This is a genomic window from Cronobacter sp. EKM101R (genome assembly GCF_963888145.1).
Lineage (GTDB): Bacteria > Pseudomonadota > Gammaproteobacteria > Enterobacterales > Enterobacteriaceae > Cronobacter > Cronobacter turicensis.
Window position 1 is genome coordinate 176,272 of the sequence record NZ_CAWPHW010000001.1, and the last position, 23,111, is coordinate 199,382.

Below are 23,111 nucleotides of genomic sequence, written 5' to 3' on the forward strand. Positions count from 1 at the left end.
CGCCAGGCTGCTCTGAATATCGCCGGATAATCGCGTTGCCGTTGCGGCACAAGGGTTTTGCGGCTACCTTAACGGCATTCCTTTTTCATACCTCACGGCTAGCTGGTGCCCCTTTGAAATACTTCGTCTCTTTTCGCTCGACGCTTAAAGTGTCTCGCTATCTTTTCCGGGCGCTGGCGCTGCTGCTCTGGCTGCTGATCGCCCTGTTTTCGGTGTTTTACATCGTAAGCGCGTTGCATGTGAAAGAGTCGGAAATTCGTCAGGAATTTAACCTGAGTTACGATCAGGCGCAGCGTTATATTCAGCGCACTTCTGACGTCATGAAAGAGCTGAAGTATGTGGCTGAAAACCGGCTGGAGAATATCGACGCGCTGATGAAAAGCGGGCGCGCGCAAAACGATGCGCTGACCGCGCCGTCGTTTGTGCCGCTGTTTTCCGATTCTGACTGTAATACGCTCGGCACCAGCTGGCGCGGTTCGTTGCAGTCGCTCTCCTGGTTTTTACGCTACTGGCACGATAATTTCTCCGCCGCCTACGATTTAAACCGCGTGTTTTTGATAGGCTCCGATAACCTCTGTATGGCGGATTTCGGCCTGCGGGAGATCCCGCTTGAGCGCGACAAAACTCTCCAGGCGCTGCATGAGCGCATCATTAAATATCGCAACGCGCCGCAGGATGAGCGCGGCAACAGCCTGTTCTGGGTATCGCCTGGCCCGCGTCCGGGCATCGGCAATTTCTACTCTCTGACGCCGGTCTATCTGGCGAACCGCCTCCAGGGGCTGTTGGGTATTGAGCAGACCATCCGCATTGAAAACTTCTTTACGCCCGGCAGCATGCCGATGGGCGTGACTATCCTCGATGAAAACGACCGTCCGCTGTTTTCACTCACCGGTTCGGAAACGCGCCTTGAGCGCAACGGCGAGTGGGAACAGGAGCGCGCATGGTTTGGCTATACGTCTGGCTTTAAGCAACTGATCCTGAAAAAGAGCCTGCCGCCATCGTCATTAAGCATTGTCTATTCCGTTCCGGTTGATCTGGTGCTGGAGCGCATCCGGATGCTTATCCTCAACGCGGTGCTGCTGAATGTGCTGGTGGGGATTGTGCTGTTTACGCTGGCGCGCATGTATGAACGGCGCATTTTTATTCCGGCGGAAAACGACGCCCAGCGCCTGGAAGAGCATGAGCAGTTCAACCGTAAAATCGTCGCCTCGGCGCCGGTGGGTATCTGTATTCTGCGCACCCAGGATGGGACCAACATTATCTCCAACGAGCTGGCGCATAACTACCTGAACATGCTGACGCATGAAGACCGCCAGCGGCTGACGCAAATCATCTGCGGACAGCAGGTGAATTTCGTCGATGTGCTCACCAGCAACAACACCAACCTGCAAATCAGTTTCGTGCATTCGCGCTATCGCAATGAAAACGTGGCGATCTGCGTGCTGGTGGATGTCTCGGCGCGCGTCAAAATGGAAGAGTCGCTGCAGGAGATGGCCCAGGCGGCCGAGCAGGCGAGCCAGTCGAAATCGATGTTCCTTGCGACCGTCAGCCATGAACTGCGCACGCCGCTCTACGGGATTATCGGTAACCTGGATCTGCTACAAACGCAGGAGCTGCCGAAAGGCGTGGATCGCCTCGTCACCGCGATGCACAACTCCTCCAGCCTGCTGCTGAAAATCATCAGCGATATCCTCGATTTCTCGAAAATCGAATCGGAACAGCTCAAGATCGAGCCGCGCGAGTTTTCCCCGCGTGAACTGATGAGCCATATCACCGCTAACTATCAGCCGCTGGTGGTGCGTAAACAACTCGGGCTGTACTGCTTTATCGAGCCTGACGTGCCGATGACGCTGCTGGGCGATCCGATGCGTCTGCAACAGGTGATCTCCAACCTGTTGAGCAACGCCATTAAATTCACCGATATCGGCTGCATTATTCTGCATGTCGGCACCCAGGGCGACTATCTCTGCTTCCGCGTGCGTGATACCGGCGTCGGCATCCCGGCGAAAGAAGTGGTGCGGCTGTTCGATCCGTTCTTCCAGGTGGGCACTGGCGTGCAGCGTAACTTCCAGGGGACCGGGCTTGGGCTCGCTATCTGCGAAAAACTTATCAACATGATGGACGGCGATATCTCGGTTGATACCGAGCCGGGCATGGGCAGCCAGTTTACGATCCGCATTCCACTGTGGCAGGCGCAGCTGCCGCCGAAAGCGAATGTCGACGGGCTCTCTCATAAACGCTGCTGGCTCGCGGTGCGCAACGCGTCGCTGTGCGAATATCTGCAAGGGCTGCTCTCGCGTAACAATATTCAGGTGCAGAATCACCACGGCGAAACGCCGGATAAAGACGATATCCTCATCACCGACGATGAAAACTGCGTCGCGTGGCCGGGCAGGGCGGTTATCTTCTTCTGCCGTCGTCATATCGGGATGCCGGTAGAGCGCAGTCCTGGCGTCTGGATGCACAGCGTCGCGGCGCCGCATGAGCTTCTGACGCTGCTGGGCCGCATTTACAGCATTAATGTTGAGGTGCCGGGTAGCCAGCCTGTGCTGCCTGCCGCTTCCGCCAGCGCCGAGCAGAACGAAGATATGATGATTCTGGTGGTGGATGACCACCCGATTAACCGCCGACTGCTTGCCGATCAGCTCGGTACGCTGGGCTATCAGTGCCGCACCGCCAACGACGGCGTAGACGCGCTCAATGTGCTCAGCAAAAACCATATCGATATCGTCTTAAGCGACGTCAACATGCCGAACATGGATGGTTACCGCCTGACGCAGCGTATACGTGAGCTGGGCATGACGCTGCCGGTGGTGGGCGTGACCGCCAACGCGCTCGCGGAGGAGAAACAGCGCTGCCTGGAATCCGGGATGGACAGCTGTCTTTCTAAACCGGTGACGCTGGACGTACTGAAACAGACGCTGGCGGTGTATGCCGACCGCGTTCGCAAGTCGCGCAGCTAATCGTCACGGACGGCGGTGCGCAATGCGTTACGAGTCTGAACGGAACGTTTAGCGACGCGCAGGCGTGAACGTTTAGCGTTATTAATCTGTTGAAGGCGTGTGCGGCGGGAAAAGCAGGACGGGAGACGAGGATATGTCCCTGCCCGGCGGGCAGGGACAGCAGGCGTTACTCTTTATCCGCCGGCGTCAGGCTGACGGAGGAGAGGTAGTTCAGCAGCGCGATATCGTTATCCACGCCGAGTTTCATCATCGCCGATTTCTTCTGGCTACTGATGGTTTTAATGCTGCGGTTCAGTTTCTTGGCGATTTCGGTCACCAGGAAACCTTCTGCGAACAGGCGCAGCACTTCGCTCTCTTTCGGGGACAGGCGTTTATCGCCATAGCCGCCCGCGCTGATTTTCTCAAGCAGACGGGAGACGCTTTCCGGAGTAAATTTCTTGCCTTTTTGCAGCGCGGCCAGCGCTTTCGGCAGGTCGGTCGGCGCGCCTTGCTTGAGAACAATCCCTTCGATGTCGAGATCCAACACGGCGCTCAGAATGGCCGGGTTGTTGTTCATGGTCAGTACGATAATAGAGATCGTTGGGAAATGACGCTTAATGTATTTAATAAGCGTAATGCCGTCGCCGTATTTATCGCCCGGCATGGAAAGGTCGGTGATAAGAACGTGCGCGTCTAACTTCGGCAAATTGTTAATTAGTGCTGTGGAATCTTCGAACTCACCGACAACATTCACCCACTCGATTTGTTCAAGAGATTTGCGAATGCCGAACAGAACAATCGGATGGTCATCGGCAATAATTACGTTCATATTGTTCATGTATTAGGCTACCTTGCTACAGCAGGCTCTTGACGTAAACGTCAATGTCGCTGATATATTTTTCTATGGCTGTGGCATCCTTCTCGCGAATAAGATGCTCCAGTGTTTCACATAACTGTTTGCCGGGAACCAGATTCAGCATAGCGAACACGCCCTTCAGGCGGTGCGCTGTCTGCGCCAGCGCAGCAAAATCACCGGCGGACGATTCAGTATACAATCTCTGAACATCATCCGGTACCGTATCGACGAACAGCGCATAATAGCCACTGGCATGGAGCTGCGCATTTTCATCGCCGCCCATTGGGGATTCAGGAATATCTTCCTGCGCCAGTTGCTCTTCAATAAGTTGTAGCACTGCTTCCTGCATGGCGTGACTAATATTAAAGTTGACGCGCAGCTGTCCCGGTCCGATGCGTCGAACGCCGGCCTCATCATCGCTTAAAAGCAGGCCGTTGGCAGTAAGATTAGACGGATTATCCGTTAAAAATATATCGTACTCTTGACTTGATAACCTTTCGTCCGGCGTGATGCAGGACGCGCCCCACTGTTCAAGCTGGCGCACCACCACATTACGCACTTCATTCGACGTAATATCGATCATCGCAATCACGTCATCCAGCAGGCGCTCGTCGCTCTCTTCGGTTTCCATCGGTTCCACCGGCATCGTCACGTGCAGCGAATAGCGCGTGCCCAGCTCTTTGCGGGCTTTGATATTCAGATGACCGCCGAGGCGGCGCGCCAGCTGATTGCAGAGATAGAAGGTGAGACCGTTGGCTTTGCCGAACTGATCGGTCGAGGTGTCGTTCAGGAACGGGAAATGCAGGTTGTCGATTTCGCTGTTGCTGATGCCCTCGCCGGTATCCAACACGCGGAATAGCAGACGCTCGCGCGCGCCTTCTTCCGCCATAATCTCCAGCGTAATCTTGCCAATCTGCGTCGTGGTGACGGAGTAGTGCAGCAGCATCAACAGCACTTTGCGCAGCGCCTCGCGATCGCCGTGGCGCTCTTCGTTGGCGGCGAGCTGGTTGTTGATGAGCAGTTGCAGGCCTTTACGCTTGATGACCGGCAGCACTTCCGGCACCACTTCATCGATAAGATCCTGAATGGTGAAGTCGGTCGGCGTCGGGCGCCAGAAATCCGCCTCCAGCTGATTCACCAGCTGAATTTCATCGACCAGACGCGCAATACGCTCGGCCTGCTCGGCAAGCACCTGGCTTTCCGGCGCCTCGATAAGCGCCGCCTGCTGCGCAAGCTGTTGGGTCGGCTCTTTCAGCGCCGCGCCAATATTCTGCATGAACGCGGAGCGGCCCTGCTGGTTTTTCTCGTACAGGCGCTGCGCCTGCTTGAGCTTTTTATTCACCAGGATTTCACGATCCTGATCGCGAATTATGAAAATCTGGGTGCGCGGCACTACCTGGCTTCGGAACAGCCGGATCTCATACAGCTCGTTATTCACCGTCGCCTGAATAATGCCCTGATGCTGATCCGCCATCGAGGTAATGTTTTGCAGATTCAGGTGCGGCAGCAGGTGGTCAGCAATTTTATTGCTCATAATGGTGCGGCTGGATTCCTGATCGTGAACCAGCAGCCCCAGCGGCAGCACGCTTAAAATCTCTTCATTCAGCGCGCGCAGCATTTGCAGCTCCGCATTATTCGCGCTGCTGGTGACGGTCTCTACCGGACGGCTCGGCTGGTGGCGGAAGGTGGTATAGCCAAACAGCGCCAGCGCCAGCAGACCGATATTTAGCAGCAGCGGCAGCAGGATATTTTGCAGCGTCTCCATTAGCAGCGCGCCGAACGGCACTTCCCAGATGATACGCAACTGCGTACTGGTCAGCGCGGAGGAGATCTCAATACGATTGCTGTTGAAATTAATGGTGACGCTGTCCGGATCTTCTTTATTCTGACCCGCCAGGGCGTTCTGGCTGCTGTCAGGCTCCAGACGGAAACTCTCAAGCGGCATGCCTGGCGGGATGAGATCGTTAATGGGTATGTCGAACGCCACCACGGTTGCCAGATGACCCGGCTGGTTAAAGGTCGTGCGCAGCGTGAAATAGTGGCCGTTCTGCCAGGCGAGTTTGCGTAACGGAGAAAAACTTTCGCGTTCATCCAGCGCGTTGGCCTGCTGAAGCATCTCGGCGCGGCGTGAATCGGCAATCGCGTTAATAGAGTTTTCTTTAAAGCCCGCGGAGAGATCTTTTAACGGCAGCGTCGAGACCAGAATCATGCTGTTATCCTGGCCGTTCAGATAATACATCGACCATGGCGCGCCTTCAGCGCCCCACAGGGTATCCAGATAGCTCGAAATCCGCTGCGTCATATCGAGCGTCGAGCTGTCGTGAGAGCCGAAAATCAGCGCTTCGGTTTTGCGGTGCGGTTTTTCAAGATAATAGACATCCTGACGCAGGCGCGTTTCCTGTAAGCCTTCGCCATTCTGGCCCGCCGCGCTGGCGCCAATGTTGTCGTAAATCTGCCAGGTGGCGTAACGGTAGGTATCGACCCGTTTATGCAACGCGTGGGAGATGTCGACTATCTGGTAGCTCTTGTCTTTCAGCCAGGCGTTAACGGCGCTCTGGACCATCACGCCCATCGTCACCAGCAACACCACAATCAGTAATAAGAAGAAACGGGTAATACTGCCCGGCATAAGGGAAAATTTATTGGGGATCATTGCGTCTGGCTGACTCATTATTGTGCGTAATCCACCGGCCTGCGCCGTGTAAAGAATAAAGAACCGTGCTGCGCCGGCGGCAGCTATCCATTTTTTTGCCTTCTTGTCCTGCAACGCCGCGATGAACCAGAGCGCGACGCCCGTAGCACAGGGCCTGTCGGGGGCGACAGCTGTCTTCTTTTAACAGTATCGCAAACAATGAAGTATAAAGCGAAACGTATGATTTACCAGATGGTGAGAACGGTCTGAAACTGCGGCTCAGAAAGCCTGATGGGCAGGAGAATGGGAAGCGGAGCAGGGCGCAATTAGCGAAAATTTATTCGCAGGCGAACAAAATAGCAGCAATGTGATTGTTTAATAGTCGTTAACTTTACGCGAATTTACCCGGAAATAGTTGAACCAGAATATCAGGGCAAAAAAATGCCGGATGCGAGCATCCGGCGGTAATAGGGGTAAAACGAACATTCAGATCTGAATGACGGTAATAAATAAAGTTAATGATGATAGCGGGAGTAATTCTAGTGGACTCTTCTTATTTGGTTTTGTCATTCAGTGCGGTAAATAATCTGAATGGCTATCTTGTTGATTTATATAAATTAAAAGGCATTTCTTGATAATTAGTGCGAATATATTTAGCGATTAGTGCGAAAAAAAGTTCCGTCATATTAATATTTAGTTACATTTTGTAGGCATTATGAAACACCTTCAAAGTTTTCGTATCATATTCCTGTTGGATTATTCGTCTCCGGTTTCGGACAATAGATGTGCCCGCTAGTTCCGTGAATTAGTGAGCAGTGGCAATAATAAGTATATAAAGGCATATAACAGAGGGTTAATATAATGAAAGTTAAAGTTCTCTCACTGCTGGTCCCAGCTCTGCTGGTTGCAGGCAGCGTCAATGCGGCAGAAATTTATAATAAAGACGGCAACAAATTAGATCTGTTCGGCAAAGTTGACGCTGAGCACTACTTCTCTGACGACAAAGGCGCTGACGGCGATCAGACCTATATGCGTATCGGTTTCAAAGGCGAAACCCAGGTTAACGATCAGATTACTGGTTACGGCCAGTGGGAATATCAGATCCAGGGCAACACCGCTGAAAACGACAACCAGTCCTGGACCCGTGTGGCGTTCGCAGGCCTGAAATTCGGCGATGCCGGTTCTTTCGACTACGGTCGTAACTACGGCGTTATCTACGACGTCACCTCCTGGACCGACGTTCTGCCGGAATTCGGCGGCGACACCTACGGTGCTGACAACTTCCTGCAGTCTCGTGGCAACGGTATCGCAACTTACCGCAACACCGACTTCTTCGGTCTGGTTGACGGTCTGAACTTCGCCCTGCAGTACCAGGGTAAAAACGGCAGCGTTTCTGGTGAAAACGACTCCACCGGCGGCCGCAGCCTGCTGAAACAGAACGGCGACGGTTACGGCATGTCCCTGACCTACGATCTGGGCCAGGGCTTCAGCGTGGGTGGCGCGATGGCGACGTCCAAACGTACCGCTGACCAGAACGCCAGCAATGCGGCGCTGTTCGGCGAAGGCGATCACGCAGAAGTTTACTCTGGCGGCCTGAAATACGACGCTAACAACATCTACCTGGCGGCGCAGTACTCCCAGACTTACAACGCGACCCGTTTCGGTACTTCTAACGGCGACCGCAGCGACATCTACGGCTTCGCTGACAAAGCGCAGAACTTCGAAGTGGTTGCACAGTACCAGTTCGACTTCGGCCTGCGTCCGTCCGTGGCTTACCTGCAGTCCCGCGGTAAAGACATCGCCAACAAAACTACTGGCGAATCTTTCGGCGACCAGGACCTGCTGAAATATGTTGATGTTGGCGCGACTTACTACTTCAACAAAAACATGTCCACCTTCGTGGATTACAAAATCAACCTGCTGGATGACAACAACTTCACCCGTCAGGCTGGTATCGGCACTGATGACGTCGTAGCGGTAGGCCTGGTTTACCAGTTCTAATCCCCGACCAGATGTGCAAAAGGAGCCTGCGGGCTCCTTTTTTTATGTCTGAAGAAAATAAGGTAACCTTGGGCCGCCGTTACAGAGGAGAAATGCGTGAAATTACCCGGTTTACGAACCATGCTGCTGGCCGCCGCTTGGACTGCCGCAGGCTGTGATAACGCCCCGACCTCCGCCCCGCAGGCGCTGGTGCTGGAAGGCAAAACGATGGGCACGTCATGGCGCGTCAGCCTGGCAAACGTCGATGCGGCGCGCGCAGGCGATCTGCGCCAAAAAATCCAGGCGCGGCTCGACGCCGACGACCACCTCCTTTCTACCTGGAAAGACGACTCCGCGCTGATGCGCTTTAATCACGCCCGCACGACGGCGCCCTGGCCGGTGGACGAGGCGATGGCGGATATCGTGACCGACTCGCTGCGCGTCGGCGCGAAAACCGATAACGCCATGGATATCACCATCGGGCCGCTGGTTAACCTCTGGGGCTTCGGGCCGGATAAACAGCCGGTGAAAACGCCGGATCAGGCGCAAATCGACGCGGCCCGCGCGCGTACCGGCCTGTCGCACCTGAAAGTCATTAACGGATCCGGGCAGCAGTGGCTGCAAAAAGATCTGCCCGATCTCTATGTCGATCTCTCCACCGTCGGTGAAGGCTACGCGGCCGATCATCTGGCGCGCCTGATGGAAGAAGAGGGGATCAGCCGCTATCTGGTATCGGTAGGCGGCGCGCTTGCGAGCCGCGGCATGAACCCTGGCGGCCAGCCGTGGCGCGTGGCTATCCAGAAGCCGACCGACCGGGAAAACGCCGTCCAGGCGGTGGTGGATATCAACGGTCACGGCATCAGCACCTCCGGCAGCTACCGCAACTATTATGAACTCGACGGCAAACGCCTTTCACATGTTATCGATCCTGCCACCGGACGGCCCATTACGCATAAGCTGGTCTCGGTGACGGTCATTTCGCCGACCGCGCTGGAAGCGGACGCCTGGGATACGGGCCTGATGGTGCTTGGCCCGGAAAAAGCGAAAGCCGTGGCGCTGCGCGAGAAGCTTGCGGTCTATTTCATCACCCGCGAGGGCGACGGCTTCACGACCTGGATGTCGCCGCAGTTCACAAGCTTTATTGAGAAAACCGAAAATTAAAAAGCAAGAAGAGGCGTTTTCGCGGGCGGCTGGTCGGGCAAACTCACGCTAACCTGTAAGAAGGAGAGCGCTATGAACGTAACAGATTTTACCAGCGAGCACGCCCGCTGGGAGGCGGTGGAAAACCGCGACTCGCGTGCTGATAACGCCTTTGTCTTCGCGGTGGTGACGACCGGCATTTTCTGCCGCCCGTCGTGCCGGGCGCGCAGGCCGCTTCGCGAAAACGTCCGTTTTTATCCGGATGCGGCGGCGGCCGGCGCGGCGGGCTTTCGCCCCTGTAAACGGTGCCAGCCGGCAGGGCCCACGCCGCAGGCGCAAAAAGCGCAGCGCATCGCAGCGGCGTGTCGGCTAATGGAACAGAGCGACACGCCGCTGACGCTTGCAACGCTTGCCGAAAGCGCCGCCATGAGCCCGTATCATTTTCATCGCGAGTTTAAAGCGCTGACCGGCATGACGCCGAAAGCCTGGCAAAATGCGCGACGCGCGCAAAAACTGCAGGCGGCGCTACGCGGCGGCATGAGCGTCACCGATTCGCTCTGGGAGGCCGGGTTTTCCTCCGGCAGCGCGCTCTACCGCGACGCCGACAGGGCGCTGGGGATGAGCCCGCGGCAGTACCGGCGCGGCGGCGAGAAAATAGCGATTCGCTACGCCATCGCGCCCTGCGAGGCGGGGTTATGTCTGGTGGCGGCAAGCGACCGCGGCTTGTGCGCCGTACTGCTGGCGGATGACGCCGCGGCGCTGGAAGCCGAGCTTGCGACGATTTTCCCGCACGCGGAGCGTCTCGCGCCGGATGCGGCATTCAGCGCGCAGGTGGCGCAGGTCACCGCGTGGCTCGATGCGCCGCAGGGCGAACTGGCGCTGCCGCTCGATTTACGCGGCACCGCGTTTCAGCTGCGCGTCTGGCAGGCGCTACAGGCGGTGCCGCCCGGCAGCACTATCAGCTACCAGACGCTCGCCGAGCGCACCGGCAACCCGCAGGCGGTGCGCGCTGTCGCCAGCGCCTGCGCGGCCAATAAACTGGCGATCGTCGTGCCGTGTCACCGGGTGGTGCGCCGCGACGGCGCGCTTTCCGGCTACCGCTGGGGCGCAGACCGTAAGGCGCGGCTGCTCGCCCGCGAACGTGAACAGGAGAAGTAATGCTCGATCTCTTTGCCGATGCTGAACCCTGGCAGGAACCGCTCGCCGATGGCGCGGTCGTGCTGCGCCGTTTCGCGCTGGCCCCGGCGCCTGCGCTGATGGCGGGCATTGACGCCGTCGCGGCCCGCTCGCCGTTTCGTCATATGGTGACGCCCGGCGGCTATACCATGTCGGTCGCGATGACCAACTGCGGCGAGGTGGGCTGGAGCACCAACCTGAAAGGCTACCTGTACGCGCAGGTCGACCCGCAAACCGGCGCGCCCTGGCCCGCGATGCCCGACGCCTTTCGCGCGCTGTGCGACGCGGCCGCGCGTGCGGCGGGTTATCCCGATTTCACCCCTGACGCCTGTCTTATCAACCGCTACGCGCCGGGCGCGAAGCTGTCGCTGCATCAGGATAAAGACGAGCCGGATCTGCGCGCGCCGATTGTCTCCGTTTCGCTAGGCCTGCCCGCCGTGTTTCAGTTCGGCGGCCTGAAACGCAACGATCCGCTAAAGCGTCTCCTGCTGGAGCATGGCGACGTGGTGGTATGGGGCGGGCCGTCTCGGCTTTTTTACCATGGCATACAGCCACTTAAGCCCGGTCAGCACCCGGCTACCGGAGAATATCGCTATAACCTGACGTTCCGCCAGGCACGCAAATAAAAATAAGAATTATTCTTGATGTGAACGCGCAGCCGTTTAAACTGCTCGCAGTTTTCACTGCCTGAGTCATGTTTATTTATGGAACTTCTGCGCCTCGTCTGGCGCCAGTATCGCTGGCCGTTTTCTCTGGTGCTCGCGCTGAGCCTTGCCAGCGCGGCACTCGGTATCGGGCTTATCGCCTTTATTAATCAACGCCTGATTGCAACCGTCGATCTCACCGCCTCGGTGTTGCCGGAATTCCTTGGTCTTCTGGTGCTGCTGATGGCGGTGACGCTCGGCTCGCAGCTGGCGCTCACCATGCTTGGCCACCACTTCGTCTACCGGCTGCGCAGCGAATTTATCAAGCGCATTATGGATACGCCGGTCGAGCAGATAGAAAAGCTTGGCAGCGCCACGCTGCTGGCGGGGCTGTCGAGCGACGTGCGCAACATCACCGTCGCGTTTGTGCGTCTGCCGGAGCTGGTGCAGGGCATCATCCTGACCATCGGCAGCGCCGCGTATCTCGGCTGGCTGTCCGGCAAAATGCTGCTGGTGACCGCGCTGTGGATAGCCGTAACGCTCTGGACAGGCTACCTGCTGGTGCAGCGCGTCTATAAGCATCTCGCCACGCTTCGCGAAGTGGAAGACAGCCTGTATGAGGATTTCCAGACCGTGCTGGAAGGGCGCAAAGAGCTTTCGCTCAACCGCGAGCGCGCGGAGTATCTCTTCGACAAGATCTACAAACCGGACGCGCAGCGCTATCGCGATCATATTATCCGCGCCGACACCTTCCACCTGAGCGCCGTTAACTGGTCGAATATCATGATGCTCGGCGTGATTGGCCTGGTGTTCTGGATGGCGAACGGGCTCGGCTGGGCCGACACCACCGTCGCGGCCACCTATTCGCTGGCGCTGCTCTTTTTGCGCACGCCGCTGCTTTCGGCGATGGGCGCGCTGCCGACGCTGCTCTCCGCCCAGGTGGCTTTTAATAAACTCAAACAGTTCCAGCTCGCGCCTTATGAGCCTGAGTTTGAACGCCCGGCGCGCAATGACGGCTGGCAGCAGTTGGAATTACGTGACGTCACCTTTACTTACCACGACGGCAGTTTCAGCGTCGGGCCGATTAATCTCACCATTCACCGCGGCGAGCTGCTGTTCCTGATTGGCGGCAACGGCAGCGGCAAATCCACGCTCGCGATGCTCTTAACCGGGCTGTATGAACCCGCTTCCGGCGAGATCCTGATCCCCGGCAAACCAGTCACCGCAAATGATATGAACGCGTACCGCCAGCACTTCTCGGCGGTTTTCACCGATGTCTGGCTGTTTGACAAACTGCTCGGCCCCGGCGGCGAAGAGGCGGACCCGGCGCTTGTGGAAAGCTGGCTGGAACGTCTGAAAATGGTTAATAAACTGACGCTTGAGAACGGCAAAATCCTCAACCTGAAACTCTCGAAAGGGCAGAAAAAGCGCGTGGCGCTGCTGCTGGCGCTGGCGGAAGGGCGCGATATCATCCTGCTGGATGAATGGGCCGCCGATCAGGACCCGCATTTCCGTCGTGAGTTCTATCAGGTGTTGTTGCCGCTGATGAAAGAGATGGGCAAAACCGTGTTCGCCATCAGCCATGACGATCACTATTTCATCCATGCCGACCGGCTGCTGGAGATGCGCCAGGGCGTGCTGTCTGAGCTCACCGGCGAAGAGCGCCAGCTCGCCAGCCGCGATGTGCTGGCGCGCACCGGCAGCTAACCCGCGCGCATAAAAAAGGCGGAAGTCTTTTCCGCCTTACCGGGCCTGAAACCACCGCGCTGTCGGTGGTTTTTTTCAGAGCTTGCCGCTCAGCCGCTGGTGGAATTCGTGGCTGCGCATATCCAGCCCGTCAATTTCCACGGTCGCGTTATAGCGCTGGTAGTGGGTTTCGATGGCGTCCAGCGCCGCGACGGTCGAGGCGTCCCAGATCTGCGCATGGGTTAAATCGATAATCACCCGCGCCGGATCTTCCGCGTAACGGAAATGCTCGTAGAGATCGTTGCTGCTTGCGAAAAACAGCGGGCCGCGCACCCGGTAGCGCACCGCGTTGCCGTTATCGATAATTTCGCGCTCGGCGCGCACCACGTGGGCGACACGACGCGCGAAGAGCATCATCGCAAACAGCACGCCGCCCGCCACGCCAATGGCGAGGTTGCCGGTCCAGACGGTGGCGATGACGGTGACGACCATCACCAGCGTTTCAGACACCGGCATCCGCTTGAGCGTGGCAGGCGCGATGCTGTGCCAGTTCAGCGTTTTCGCCGCGACCACCATCATAATGCCCGCCAGCACGACCATCGGGATCTGCGCCATCACGGCGCTCAGCCCGGTTACCATCAGCAGCAGCACCAGCGCCGCGGCGATAGTGGAAAAGCGCGAGCGGGCGCGGCCCAGCTCCACGTTCACCACCGTCTGGCCGATCATCGCGCAGCCGCCGATGCCGCCATAAAAGCCGCTCAGGATATTGGCGACACCCAGCCCCCAGCATTCGCGGCGCTTGCTGGACGGCGTATCGGTGATGTCATCCACCAGACGCGCCGTTAAAAGCGACTCCATCAGCCCGACAAACGCGATGCTCAGCGCGCAGGGCCAGATGATATGCAGCGTATCCAGATTGAGCGGCACCAGTAGTTGTGTGAAGCCTGGCAGGCCCGGCGTCATCGGGCCTTCGTCGCCAACGGTCGGCGGCGTCAGGCCGCACGCCCAGACGATGACGGTTACCGCGACAATCGCCACCAGCGGCGATGGCACGCTTTTGGTGACGCGCGGCAGCAGCAGCACGATGGCGAGCGTGGCGGCGAACAGCAGCCAGACCATCTGACTCTGCCCCCAGACGTGCGGCACCTGGGCCATGAAAATCAGGATGCCGAGCGCGTTAACAAAGCCGGTCATCACCGAGCGCGGGATGTAGCGCATCATGCGCGCCAGCCCACCCAGCCCGAAGAGGATCTGGATGATGCCGCCCAGCACCAGGGCAGGCAGAATGTAGCCGACGCCGTGCTGATGCACCATCGGGCCGATGACCAGCGCCACCGAGCCTGCCGCCGCCGTCACCATGGCCGGACGCCCGCCAAGCAGAGACATGCTGAAGCACAGCACAATAGACGCCACCAGGCTGACTTTCGGGTCGACGCCCGCAATCACGGAGAACGAGATAACTTCCGGGATCAGCGCCAGCGCGGTCAGAATGCCCGCCAGCGTTTCGCGCATCAGCAGGCGCGGCGTGCGCAGTACATGCGCTACAGAAAGCTCAGGCACCGCCCGAGCCGCAGTTTGAGTATCAGACATGAGTATTTGCAGGTGTTTTTATCATGAGCGCCGCCCTTTGCGGGCAGCAGGGACGGGCGATGGTACAGAGCAAGGCGGCAAAACGCCAGCCTTGCTAAACGGACGCGGTTACTTCAGGCCGAGCTTGCGCGCGAGCCGGTGCAGGTTGCCAGGGTCCATCTCCAGCAGCCGGGCGCAGGCTGCCCAGTTATTGCCGGCAACGTGCAGCGCGCGCTGAATGTAATCGCGCTGAAACTGGCGCGTGGCGTGCTGAAGGTTCTCGACTGGCGGCGCGGCGGCGGCCGGGGTCTCGCGCGGCGCGACAACGCTGGCGCCTGGAGCGAAGTGGTGCGCCTGCAGCAGCAGCTCCGGCCCGCGGCTTGCGGCCTGCGCCACGATAATCGCCCGGTAAAGCGCGTGTTCAAGCTCGCGGATATTGCCCGGCCAGCGCTGCGCCATCAGCCACTCGCTTGCCTGCGGGCTCAGCGCCACGCGGTTCAGGCCGAACTTCACCCGGCATTTTTCGCAGAAATACCCTGCCAGCAGCAGGATATCGTCACCGCGCTCGCGAAGCGACGGTACGTGGAGCGGGAAGACGCTCAGGCGATGATAGAGATCGGCGCGAAAGCCGCCCTGCGCCACGGCATCCCGCAGGTCGCGGTTAGTGGCGGCGACAATGCGCACGTTCACCCGCAGCAGTTTATCTTCGCCGACGCGCTGCACATCGCCATACTGCAGCGCGCGCAGTAGTTTCGCCTGTAGCGTCAGCGGCAGCTCGCCCACTTCATCAAGAAACAGCGTGCCGTTATCGGCCAGTTCAAATTTGCCGCGCCTGTCGTGGATAGCGCCGGTGAACGCGCCTTTGACATGCCCGAATAGCTCGCTCTCCGCCACGCTTTCGGGCAGGGCGGCGCAGTTGACGTAGACCAGCGGATTCGCGGCTCTGGCGGATTGCGCGTGTAGCTCGCGCGCCACTAGTTCTTTGCCGACGCCGGTTTCGCCAAGCACCAGCACGTTGAGATCCGACGGCGCCACCAGCGATATCTCTTTTTTCAGCTGCTGCATTGGGGCCGACTCGCCAATCATCTCCAGCCGCTCATCCGGCTGCACATTCTCCAGCGCACGGCTGAAGGGCGCGGCGGTTTTCTCCAGCTGTTCCACCAGCAGCGCGTTATGCAGCGCGCTGCCCGCAAGGCTCGCCACGCCGCGCAGTTCATCATCGCTGTAAGCATCAAACTGCGTGGCGCTCATGCCGTCCAGCGTCAGCGCGCCGATCAGCGTCTGCCCGGAGAACAGCGGCATTCCGACGCACGCGTGCACATGCAGCTCCTGGCGCTCCGGGATCAGCCCGTCGTAAGGGTCCGGCAGAAAGCTGTCGGCGGGAAAGCGCACCACGTCGCCTGCCCGCGCGATAGCTTCGAGGCGCGGATGCGCCGCCAGGCTGAAGCGGCGGCCCATTACATCCGGGGCGAGGCCCGCCGTCGCCAGCGGGCGGAACTGGCGGTCTTCATAGCGCAAAAGCGCGGTGGCGTCGCAGTGCAGCAGGCGGTGAATGCTGGCGATCATGCGGTTAAAGCGGTCGCGCCCCGGCAGGCCGTTTTGCATATCGACCGCCAGCGCGGCGAGAGACTGGGCAGAAAGCGTCATCGTGTCAATTCCACAATAAAGTGTCAAAAAAACAATACTCCGCGATAGTCATTTTGACAATCATGAATTTATAAAGGCTTTAAAATCAGTTCGTTAAAAACTGGCACGGTCCCTGCAATAACTGATGCAAACCAGATTATTTCAGAGGAACCTTGCAATGAACATTCATGTCAAAAACAACATTTTTTGGGTTGGCCAGCGCGACTGGGAAGTGCGCGATTTTCACGGCACCGAGTACAAAACCTTAAAAGGCAGCAGCTACAACAGCTATCTCATTCGTGAAGAGAAAAACGTCCTGATCGATACCGTTGACCATAAATTCAGCCGGGATTTCGTCAACAACCTGCGCAGCGAAATCGATCTGGCGGATATCGACTACATCATTATCAACCACGCCGAGGAAGATCACGCCGGCGCGCTTTCTGAGCTGATGAACTGCATTCCGGATACGCCAATCTACTGCACCGCCAACGGCATCGATTCCATTAACGGCCACCACCACCATCCGGAGTGGAACTTTAACGTGGTGAAAACCGGCGACTCGCTGGACATCGGCAACGGCAAAAAACTCATCTTTGTTGAAACGCCGATGCTTCACTGGCCCGACAGCATGATGACATACCTGACCGGCGACGCGGTGCTGTTCAGCAACGATGCCTTCGGCCAGCACTACTGCGATGAGCATCTGTTCAACGATGAAGTGGATCAGGCTGAGCTGTTTGAACAGTGCCAGCGCTACTACGCCAACATCCTCACGCCGTTCAGCCGCCTGGTGACGCCGAAAATCACCGAAATTCTTGGTTTCAACCTGCCGGTGGAGATGATTGCCACTTCTCACGGCGTGGTGTGGCGTGATAACCCGGCGCAGATAGTGGAGCTGTACCTGAAATGGGCGGCGGATTGCCAGGAAGATCGCATTACGATTTTCTACGACACCATGTCCGGTAATACCCGCCTGATGGCGGATGCGATTGCTCAGGGTATTAACGAGGTGGACCCGCGCGTGGCCGTCAAAATTTTCAACGTCGCCCGCAGCGATAAAAACGAAATCCTCACGCATGTTTTCCGCTCTAAAGGCGTGCTGGTCGGCACCTCCACCATGAACAACGTGATGATGCCGAAAATCGCCGGGCTGGTAGAAGAGATGACCGGTCTGCGTTTTCGCAACAAGCGCGCCAGCGCGTTTGGCTCACACGGCTGGAGCGGCGGCGCGGTCGACCGGCTTTCCACCCGCCTGCAGGACGCCGGGTTTGAGATGTCGCTTAGCCTGAAAGCCAAGTGGCGCCCGGATCTCGACGCGCTGGAAATCTGCCGCGAGCATGGTCGTGAAATCGCGCGCGCCTGGGCGTTATCGCCGCTGCCTGTCGCCGCGCCAGCAATCGCTGAAGCGTCCGGCGTGAACATTCAGGAGCCGGACGAACTGGCAGGGCAGTGCATGATCTGTACCGTCTGCCAGTGGGTGTACGACCCGGCGAAGGGCGAGCCGAATCAGGACGTCGCGCCAGGGACGTCGTGGGATGACGTGCCGGAGACGTTCCTCTGCCCGGAATGCGGCATCGGCAAATCGGTCTTTGACGTTTACGAGGGCTGAACCATGCGCGAGGAACTGATTATCGTTGGCGCGGGCTTTGCCGCCCGCCAGCTGGTGCGCCACCTGCGCCAGCAGGACAGGACCCGTCCGATCTGGCTTATCACGGCGGACAGCGGCGATGACTATAACAAACCCGATCTCAGCCATGTGTTTACTAACGGGCAGCGCGCGGACGATCTCACCCGCCAGCGCGCAGGCGAGTGGGCGGAACAGAACGACATTGCGTTGCATCCATTGACGCAGGTGACGGCTATCGACACCGCTGCGCGCACCGTGGAAACCAGCGCCGGCACTTTCTCCTGGCAGCAACTGGTACTCGCCACCGGCGCGCAGGCGATTGTGCCGCCGGTGAGCGGCTGCGAGCTGATGTTTACGCTCAACAGCCAGCAGGAGTATCGCCGCTGCGAGGCGGCGCTACGCGACGCCAGACGCGTGCTGGTGCTGGGCGGCGGGCTGATTGGCACCGAGCTTGCGATGGATCTGAACCGCGCCGGGAAACAGGTGACGCTGGTGGATACCAGCACGAGCCTGCTCTCATCAATACTGATACCGGAAATCAGCGCCCGCCTGCAAACGGTGCTGATGCAACACGGCGTAACGCTGCGGCTCAGCACGGGCCTGTCGTCGCTCGCGCGCCATCACGATTCGCTGGTGGCGACGCTCACCGACGGGCATCAGCAGAGCGTTGACGCGGTGGTCTGCGCCATCGGCCTGCGGCCCGATTTAACGCTCGCTCAGCGCGCCGGGCTGGTGACCGGGCACGGGATCGTGGTGGATGACCGGCTTGCCACCAGCCACCCGGATATTTACGCGCTCGGCGACTGCGCGGAGATCCGCGGGCAACTGCTGCCGTTCCTGCAACCAGCACAGCTCTGCGCCATGACGCTCGCCAGAAACCTTACCGGTAACGCGCAAAACCTGACGCTGCCTGCGATGCTCGTCAAAGTGAAAACGCCGCTGATGCCGCTGCATCTGGCGGGCGATACCGGCAACCGGGAGCTGATATGGGAGGTGTGCATAAGCCCCGGCGGCATAATCGCGCGCGGTATGGACGGGCAGGGCGTGCTGCGTGGTTTCGTGGTGAGTGAGGACCAGATGAAGCAGGCGTTTGGCTTGCTCAAAGCCCTGAACGCGGCGAACGCCTGAGGACTATTCCACGTCCACGCGCTGGTAAGGAAAGCGGTCTTTAATGGCTTTACGAAAATAACGCCCTTTCGACAGGGCGTTGCCCAGCGCGAGATACACCTGCTCCGGCACGTTCAGATAGTGATAGACCGCGCCGTTGTGAAAGGCTATCTCCAGCACCCGGCTGTCCCAGTCATAACCGACCGACGCCAGACTGCGGGAGATGACATTTTCTCGTTGCATTACGCTCTCGCGGCAGATGGGGAATTTACGTTAAGTATAGCGCTCAACGGCGCTGATTCGGCCTCGCCGCCGCTATTGATTAGCGCTCCACCACGCCGGGGCTGACTTTCGGTTCATTGCGGTATGAACAACAGACGATGCCAAAGACAATCAGTAACATGGTAATGATGTGATAGCTTCTGAGTTCATTCCCTAAAAACACAATGCCCATGATACCGCCCGAGACGGGAATAAGATGGGTGTAAATTTCACTGCGCGTCGTGCCTATCAGCGAAACGCCTTTATTCCAGAAAACATACGACAGCCAGGACGGAAAAATAATCAGATAGAGAATGCCTGCGATAACGGCGGGCGAAAGCGTGTAAATCACGCCCCGGTAATCCGGCGCCAGCGCCGCATGCAGCAGAAACATCGGCACCAGAATTATCGTACCGATAAGCGAACTGAACGCGACAAAAGAGGTGTTTTTCACGGATTTATCTTTCAGGCGTAAAAACGCGCAGTAAAAGGCCCAGCTCAGCGCGGAGATAATCGTTAATACATCGCCTACGCCGAAAGTTTTAATATTGCCGCTGCCGCCTGCGCTGGAAAATGCGAGATATAATACCCCGCCCGTGCTGGCGATGACCCCGATAATATTGCGGGCTGAAATGCGCTCGTCAAACACAAAATGGTTGATCAGCAGAACCAGACACGGCGTACTGGAGATATAAATCGCAGCATTCAGGGAGGTGGTGTACTGAAGCCCGATATATAAGCTCAACGGAAAACTGACCTGGCCCAGAAATGAAAGCAGAGTATTAATGCCGAGATGTTTTCTGAGCGCAGCGAAATCAACAGCGCACTGACGCCAGTAAAGCGCCAGCATCAGCGCAGTGGTAAAGCCCCAGCGAATAAGGCTTAACCCGTAAGGGTCCACATACTGGACCAGAATATGTCCCACCACATAATTTCCGCCCCAGAAAATCGCGGCGAGAGCGAGCAGTAAATAGGCCACAGATTACCTCTCGTTCAGTATACAGAAAGACCCGGCGCTATTCTCCGGGCCGGTATTATCATCACAGCGCGAGCAATTTTTGCATCAGCTGATCGTAGTAACGCTCGGCGGTGCGCAGCCGTAATAAACTGCCCAGATAAAATTCTTTGCGGGTCGCAGGGTCGCGTTCGGCGATGACATCAATCACGTTATAAAGCCAGTCATCCCCGTGTTTGATATCGATAGTAATATGCTCGGTATAGTATTTCACATCGCGACTGATAAGCCCCAGCCGCAGACAGCCGTTCACCAGTTTCTCATACTGCGGCGGGTCTAACACTTCCGTCATCGCCATCACGCCGAGCAATTTGTAGTAATGTTTGCGGTTAACAGAGCCCAGCATAAACGCGTTATGACCGGCCAGCGCTTCCGTGCCGTACATATCAATATAGTGATTGGCGGGCAGGGTAATATCCTGGCGCGCCAGAACGTCTTTATAGAGATTGACGTGCGTGAAGACGTTATCGCCATGGCCTATCTCATCCCACAGGTTTTCACTGATGGTGCCGCGCGTTTCCGGTTGTGAGCCAATCAGGGTATAAGCGACCAAATCAAAGAATATTAAGTTAAGCGCGCTGTCGCTTTTGAAGAAATAATAGAGTTGTCTGGTAGAAGCATCTTTTTCAAGGAATTCGAAAAGAGGGTGATGCGAGGCATTATGGGCGTGCCAGACCGTTTTTAAATAATCACCGTAATGCCTGGCGGTATTCACTTCATCAGGAATAACCAGCCCGGCGAATTCATGCTCCATCCATTGCTGTTCGATAGCGTTCTTTATTTCCAGGAGGGCGGGATCGTATTGTCTGGAGGCGGGCGCTGATAAGGGGTGAGACAGGACGCTCTGGTAGATAATAAATAACGCATGCTGAACTATTTTCTCATCGACCGCCGAGTTCTCATGCCAGGCGCGCTGAAGAATCTCATGCAGCGTGTTCAGCGCGGGGGGAGTTTCGCTGTCGCCATTTATCCAGGCGAGCAGGCTTGGTGTGAAACCATAAATATCATCCGTAAAAGCGGGTTCAATTCTCTTAAGATTAAACATGGCAATTTCCTTGTTTTAGGCGCGCTTATTGTGTGGTTATTGATGCGTGGATATTTGTGACGAATGTCACATAAAAAAGGATATATTTTATCAAAAAAAGCGTTGCGGCCTGGACATGACGATAAGCTGTTTCTGAGCGGTAAATGTATATCTGCGCGTTAATGGTGGTACCGGTACGAAATTATTGATTGCTTAAGCGTGAACAGGCGGACAGTAAAAGAGGGGCGCAATATCTTGTGAGATGATGCGATGCGTGGCGGTTGCGCAGCAGGCCGTATCGTTTCTTTGGGTAATGTGAACACAGGCGCTTCACATTTAAAACATTACCCTTTAATGTGTGTGGCTACTTAATGCGTCTTCTCATAAAGGAGTTGAAATGCGTCAGAGAATAATCGTATGTCCTGTGATACAAAATGATGGCGAGTATTTGCTTTGTAAAATGGCGTCCGATCGCGGGGTATTCCCCGGACAATGGGCGTTGCCCGGCGGTGGGATGGAGCCCGGCGAAACCCTGGAAACAGCATTAAGACGTGAAATAATGGAGGAGTTAGGCGAGGCGCTGTTAATTACGGAAATCAAACCCTGGACATTCCGTGACGATATCCGTAATAAAACGTATCCGGATGGCACAACCGAAGAGATATATATGATTTATCTTATTTTCGATTGCATCAGCGCTAATCGGGATATTACGTTCAATGACGAGTTCCAGGAAATTATGTGGGTTTCACCTGAGATGCTAAAAAATATCGATTTAAATGAAGCGACCCGGGTTACTTTTACGCAAAAGGGTCTGCTTTAAAAAGTATGCCGGCACGTTATAACAGGGAGTTAATTTCTCCAGGGCATCCAGAGGAACCCTCCCTCATTACACGTTATAAAAAAATGCTGCGTTATCTCAGAATAAGAGAATTCTGCCACTGCCGGAGAGGAGATGGCCTTTTAACGCGTAACGCCTGAACATGGCCTCATGGCTTACATCGCTGCCACGACCCATTTTTGCTTCTTTAACTGCTGTTATTCGCTTCGCTTTGCCGTGAAAGACCCTGACGAAAACGGCTATCTCAGATTGTTATCCTATACTGAGCTTTGCAGTTGTCATTTACCTCTGAAGCTGAGCACGGTTAATAGCCTTGCATCAGCCTTACTCATGGCCATCAGGAGAACAAAATGCAGAAGAGCAAAACCGTGAAAGGGTTGCTGGTCGTAACAGCAGTCGCAGCGATGTTCAGCACGCTGAGCGTGCAAGCCCGGACGCCAGCGAGTACCGCGCAGACTGGCGCCGCAAGCCAGACCGCATCTGATGCCAAACTCAGCGCCGGCGACGAAAAAGCGCTGAAGGACATGGCGCAGGCCAATATCAATGAGGTCGCCGCCGCTAAGATTGCGCTGGAAAAAGCCCAGAACAGCGACGTCAAAGCCTTTGCACAGAAGATGGTCGACGACCATAGCGCTGCGCTGAGCAAAGTTCAGACAGTCGCTCAGCAAAAAGGCGTGACGCTGCCGACTGAGCCGGACGCTAAGCACAAGGCGATGGCCGCTAAGCTCGAAAAAGAGAGCGGCGACGCCTTTGATAAGATGTACATGGAAAACGCGGGCACCAAAGATCACAAAATGGTGCTGTCGAAACTGCAAAGTGACGCCAAAAACATCAAGGATCCGGATGTGAAGGCGCTGGCCGATGCGCACACGCCAGTCGTGGAGGCGCACCTGAAATCTGCTGAGCAGATGAAAGATTCAGCTAAATAACCGGGTCCGTAAATGCGGACAGGGCTCTGCTGTGCGAGTCCTGCGCGCTGCGT

The 23,111-nt window shown here is 57.0% G+C and carries 17 protein-coding genes; 10 read left to right on the forward strand and 7 right to left on the reverse strand.

Annotation, left to right across the window (positions count from 1 at the left end; all coding sequences use genetic code 11):
- Window positions 1-113: 113 nt before the first annotated feature.
- Complete coding sequence (gene rcsC, locus AACV31_RS00925) at window positions 114-2,963, forward strand: two-component system sensor histidine kinase RcsC (protein WP_161576784.1); 2,850 nt, start codon at window positions 114-116, stop codon at window positions 2,961-2,963.
- A gap of 166 nt (window positions 2,964-3,129) precedes the next feature.
- On the opposite strand, the gene rcsB is transcribed toward rcsC, so the two are convergent.
- Together rcsB and rcsD are read right to left on the reverse strand one after the other, a co-directional pair.
- Window positions 3,130-3,780 carry a response regulator transcription factor RcsB gene (rcsB, locus tag AACV31_RS00930; protein ID WP_007762679.1) on the reverse strand — a complete coding sequence of 217 codons (651 nt, stop codon included), beginning with the start codon at window positions 3,778-3,780 and terminating at the stop codon, window positions 3,130-3,132.
- A 16-nt stretch (window positions 3,781-3,796) separates the two neighbouring features.
- Window positions 3,797-6,451 carry a phosphotransferase RcsD gene (rcsD, locus tag AACV31_RS00935; RefSeq protein ID WP_165154999.1) on the reverse strand — a complete coding sequence of 885 codons (2,655 nt, stop codon included), beginning with the start codon at window positions 6,449-6,451 and terminating at the stop codon, window positions 3,797-3,799.
- An 840-nt stretch (window positions 6,452-7,291) separates the two neighbouring features.
- Here rcsD and AACV31_RS00940 point away from each other — a divergent pair.
- The 5 genes from AACV31_RS00940 to AACV31_RS00960 all read left to right on the forward strand — a co-directional run bounded on the left by AACV31_RS00940 (window position 7,292) and on the right by AACV31_RS00960 (window position 13,077).
- Window positions 7,292-8,431: a porin OmpC gene (locus AACV31_RS00940; protein WP_165154802.1), complete on the forward strand. Its 1,140-nt coding sequence runs from the start codon at window positions 7,292-7,294 to the stop codon at window positions 8,429-8,431.
- 120 nt (window positions 8,432-8,551) lie between these two features.
- The gene (apbE, locus tag AACV31_RS00945) at window positions 8,552-9,571 is read left to right on the forward strand and encodes an FAD:protein FMN transferase ApbE (RefSeq protein WP_370458091.1); all 1,020 of its coding nucleotides are present in this window, start codon (window positions 8,552-8,554) and stop codon (window positions 9,569-9,571) included.
- Between the two features lie 72 nt (window positions 9,572-9,643).
- Complete coding sequence (gene ada / locus AACV31_RS00950) at window positions 9,644-10,708, forward strand: bifunctional DNA-binding transcriptional regulator/O6-methylguanine-DNA methyltransferase Ada (protein WP_165154798.1); 1,065 nt, start codon at window positions 9,644-9,646, stop codon at window positions 10,706-10,708.
- Window positions 10,708-11,352 carry a DNA oxidative demethylase AlkB gene (alkB, locus tag AACV31_RS00955; protein WP_105582208.1) on the forward strand — a complete coding sequence of 215 codons (645 nt, stop codon included), beginning with the start codon at window positions 10,708-10,710 and terminating at the stop codon, window positions 11,350-11,352. The genes ada and alkB overlap by 1 nt, the downstream gene beginning before the upstream one ends.
- Window positions 11,353-11,430: 78 nt before the next feature.
- Complete coding sequence (locus AACV31_RS00960; RefSeq protein ID WP_165154796.1) at window positions 11,431-13,077, forward strand: multidrug ABC transporter permease/ATP-binding protein; 1,647 nt, start codon at window positions 11,431-11,433, stop codon at window positions 13,075-13,077.
- 75 nt (window positions 13,078-13,152) lie between these two features.
- Here the strand turns inward: AACV31_RS00960 and AACV31_RS00965 are convergent, their stop codons facing one another.
- Both AACV31_RS00965 and norR read right to left on the reverse strand, forming a co-directional pair.
- The gene (locus tag AACV31_RS00965; protein WP_165154794.1) at window positions 13,153-14,646 is read right to left on the reverse strand and encodes a SulP family inorganic anion transporter; all 1,494 of its coding nucleotides are present in this window, start codon (window positions 14,644-14,646) and stop codon (window positions 13,153-13,155) included.
- A gap of 108 nt (window positions 14,647-14,754) precedes the next feature.
- A complete protein-coding gene (norR, locus tag AACV31_RS00970; protein WP_165154792.1) occupies window positions 14,755-16,272 on the reverse strand; it encodes a nitric oxide reductase transcriptional regulator NorR in 1,518 nt (505 codons plus the stop codon).
- Between the two features lie 157 nt (window positions 16,273-16,429).
- On the opposite strand from norR, the gene norV reads away from it, so the two are divergent.
- The gene (gene norV, locus AACV31_RS00975) at window positions 16,430-17,863 is read left to right on the forward strand and encodes an anaerobic nitric oxide reductase flavorubredoxin (RefSeq protein WP_165154790.1); all 1,434 of its coding nucleotides are present in this window, start codon (window positions 16,430-16,432) and stop codon (window positions 17,861-17,863) included.
- Window positions 17,864-17,866: 3 nt separating this feature from the next.
- The gene (gene norW, locus AACV31_RS00980; RefSeq protein ID WP_165154788.1) at window positions 17,867-19,009 is read left to right on the forward strand and encodes an NADH:flavorubredoxin reductase NorW; all 1,143 of its coding nucleotides are present in this window, start codon (window positions 17,867-17,869) and stop codon (window positions 19,007-19,009) included.
- A gap of 3 nt (window positions 19,010-19,012) precedes the next feature.
- Here norW and AACV31_RS00985 read toward each other — a convergent pair whose 3' ends face one another.
- From AACV31_RS00985 to AACV31_RS00995, 3 genes are all read right to left on the reverse strand, one after another.
- Window positions 19,013-19,231, reverse strand: a complete 219-nt coding sequence (locus tag AACV31_RS00985; protein ID WP_015741887.1) for a KTSC domain-containing protein — start codon at window positions 19,229-19,231, stop codon at window positions 19,013-19,015.
- A gap of 79 nt (window positions 19,232-19,310) precedes the next feature.
- On the reverse strand, window positions 19,311-20,228 hold the full coding sequence (locus AACV31_RS00990) for a DMT family transporter (protein ID WP_165154786.1): 918 nt from the start codon (window positions 20,226-20,228) through the stop codon (window positions 19,311-19,313).
- A 61-nt stretch (window positions 20,229-20,289) separates the two neighbouring features.
- The gene (locus tag AACV31_RS00995; RefSeq protein WP_165154784.1) at window positions 20,290-21,309 is read right to left on the reverse strand and encodes an iron-containing redox enzyme family protein; all 1,020 of its coding nucleotides are present in this window, start codon (window positions 21,307-21,309) and stop codon (window positions 20,290-20,292) included.
- A gap of 376 nt (window positions 21,310-21,685) precedes the next feature.
- On the opposite strand from AACV31_RS00995, the gene nudI reads away from it, so the two are divergent.
- Together nudI and AACV31_RS01005 are read left to right on the forward strand one after the other, a co-directional pair.
- Window positions 21,686-22,111, forward strand: coding sequence for a nucleoside triphosphatase NudI (gene nudI, locus AACV31_RS01000; protein WP_015741884.1), 426 nt, complete (start codon window positions 21,686-21,688; stop codon window positions 22,109-22,111).
- Window positions 22,112-22,479: 368 nt separating this feature from the next.
- A complete protein-coding gene (locus AACV31_RS01005) occupies window positions 22,480-23,058 on the forward strand; it encodes a DUF4142 domain-containing protein (protein WP_165154782.1) in 579 nt (192 codons plus the stop codon).
- Window positions 23,059-23,111 lie beyond the last annotated feature (53 nt).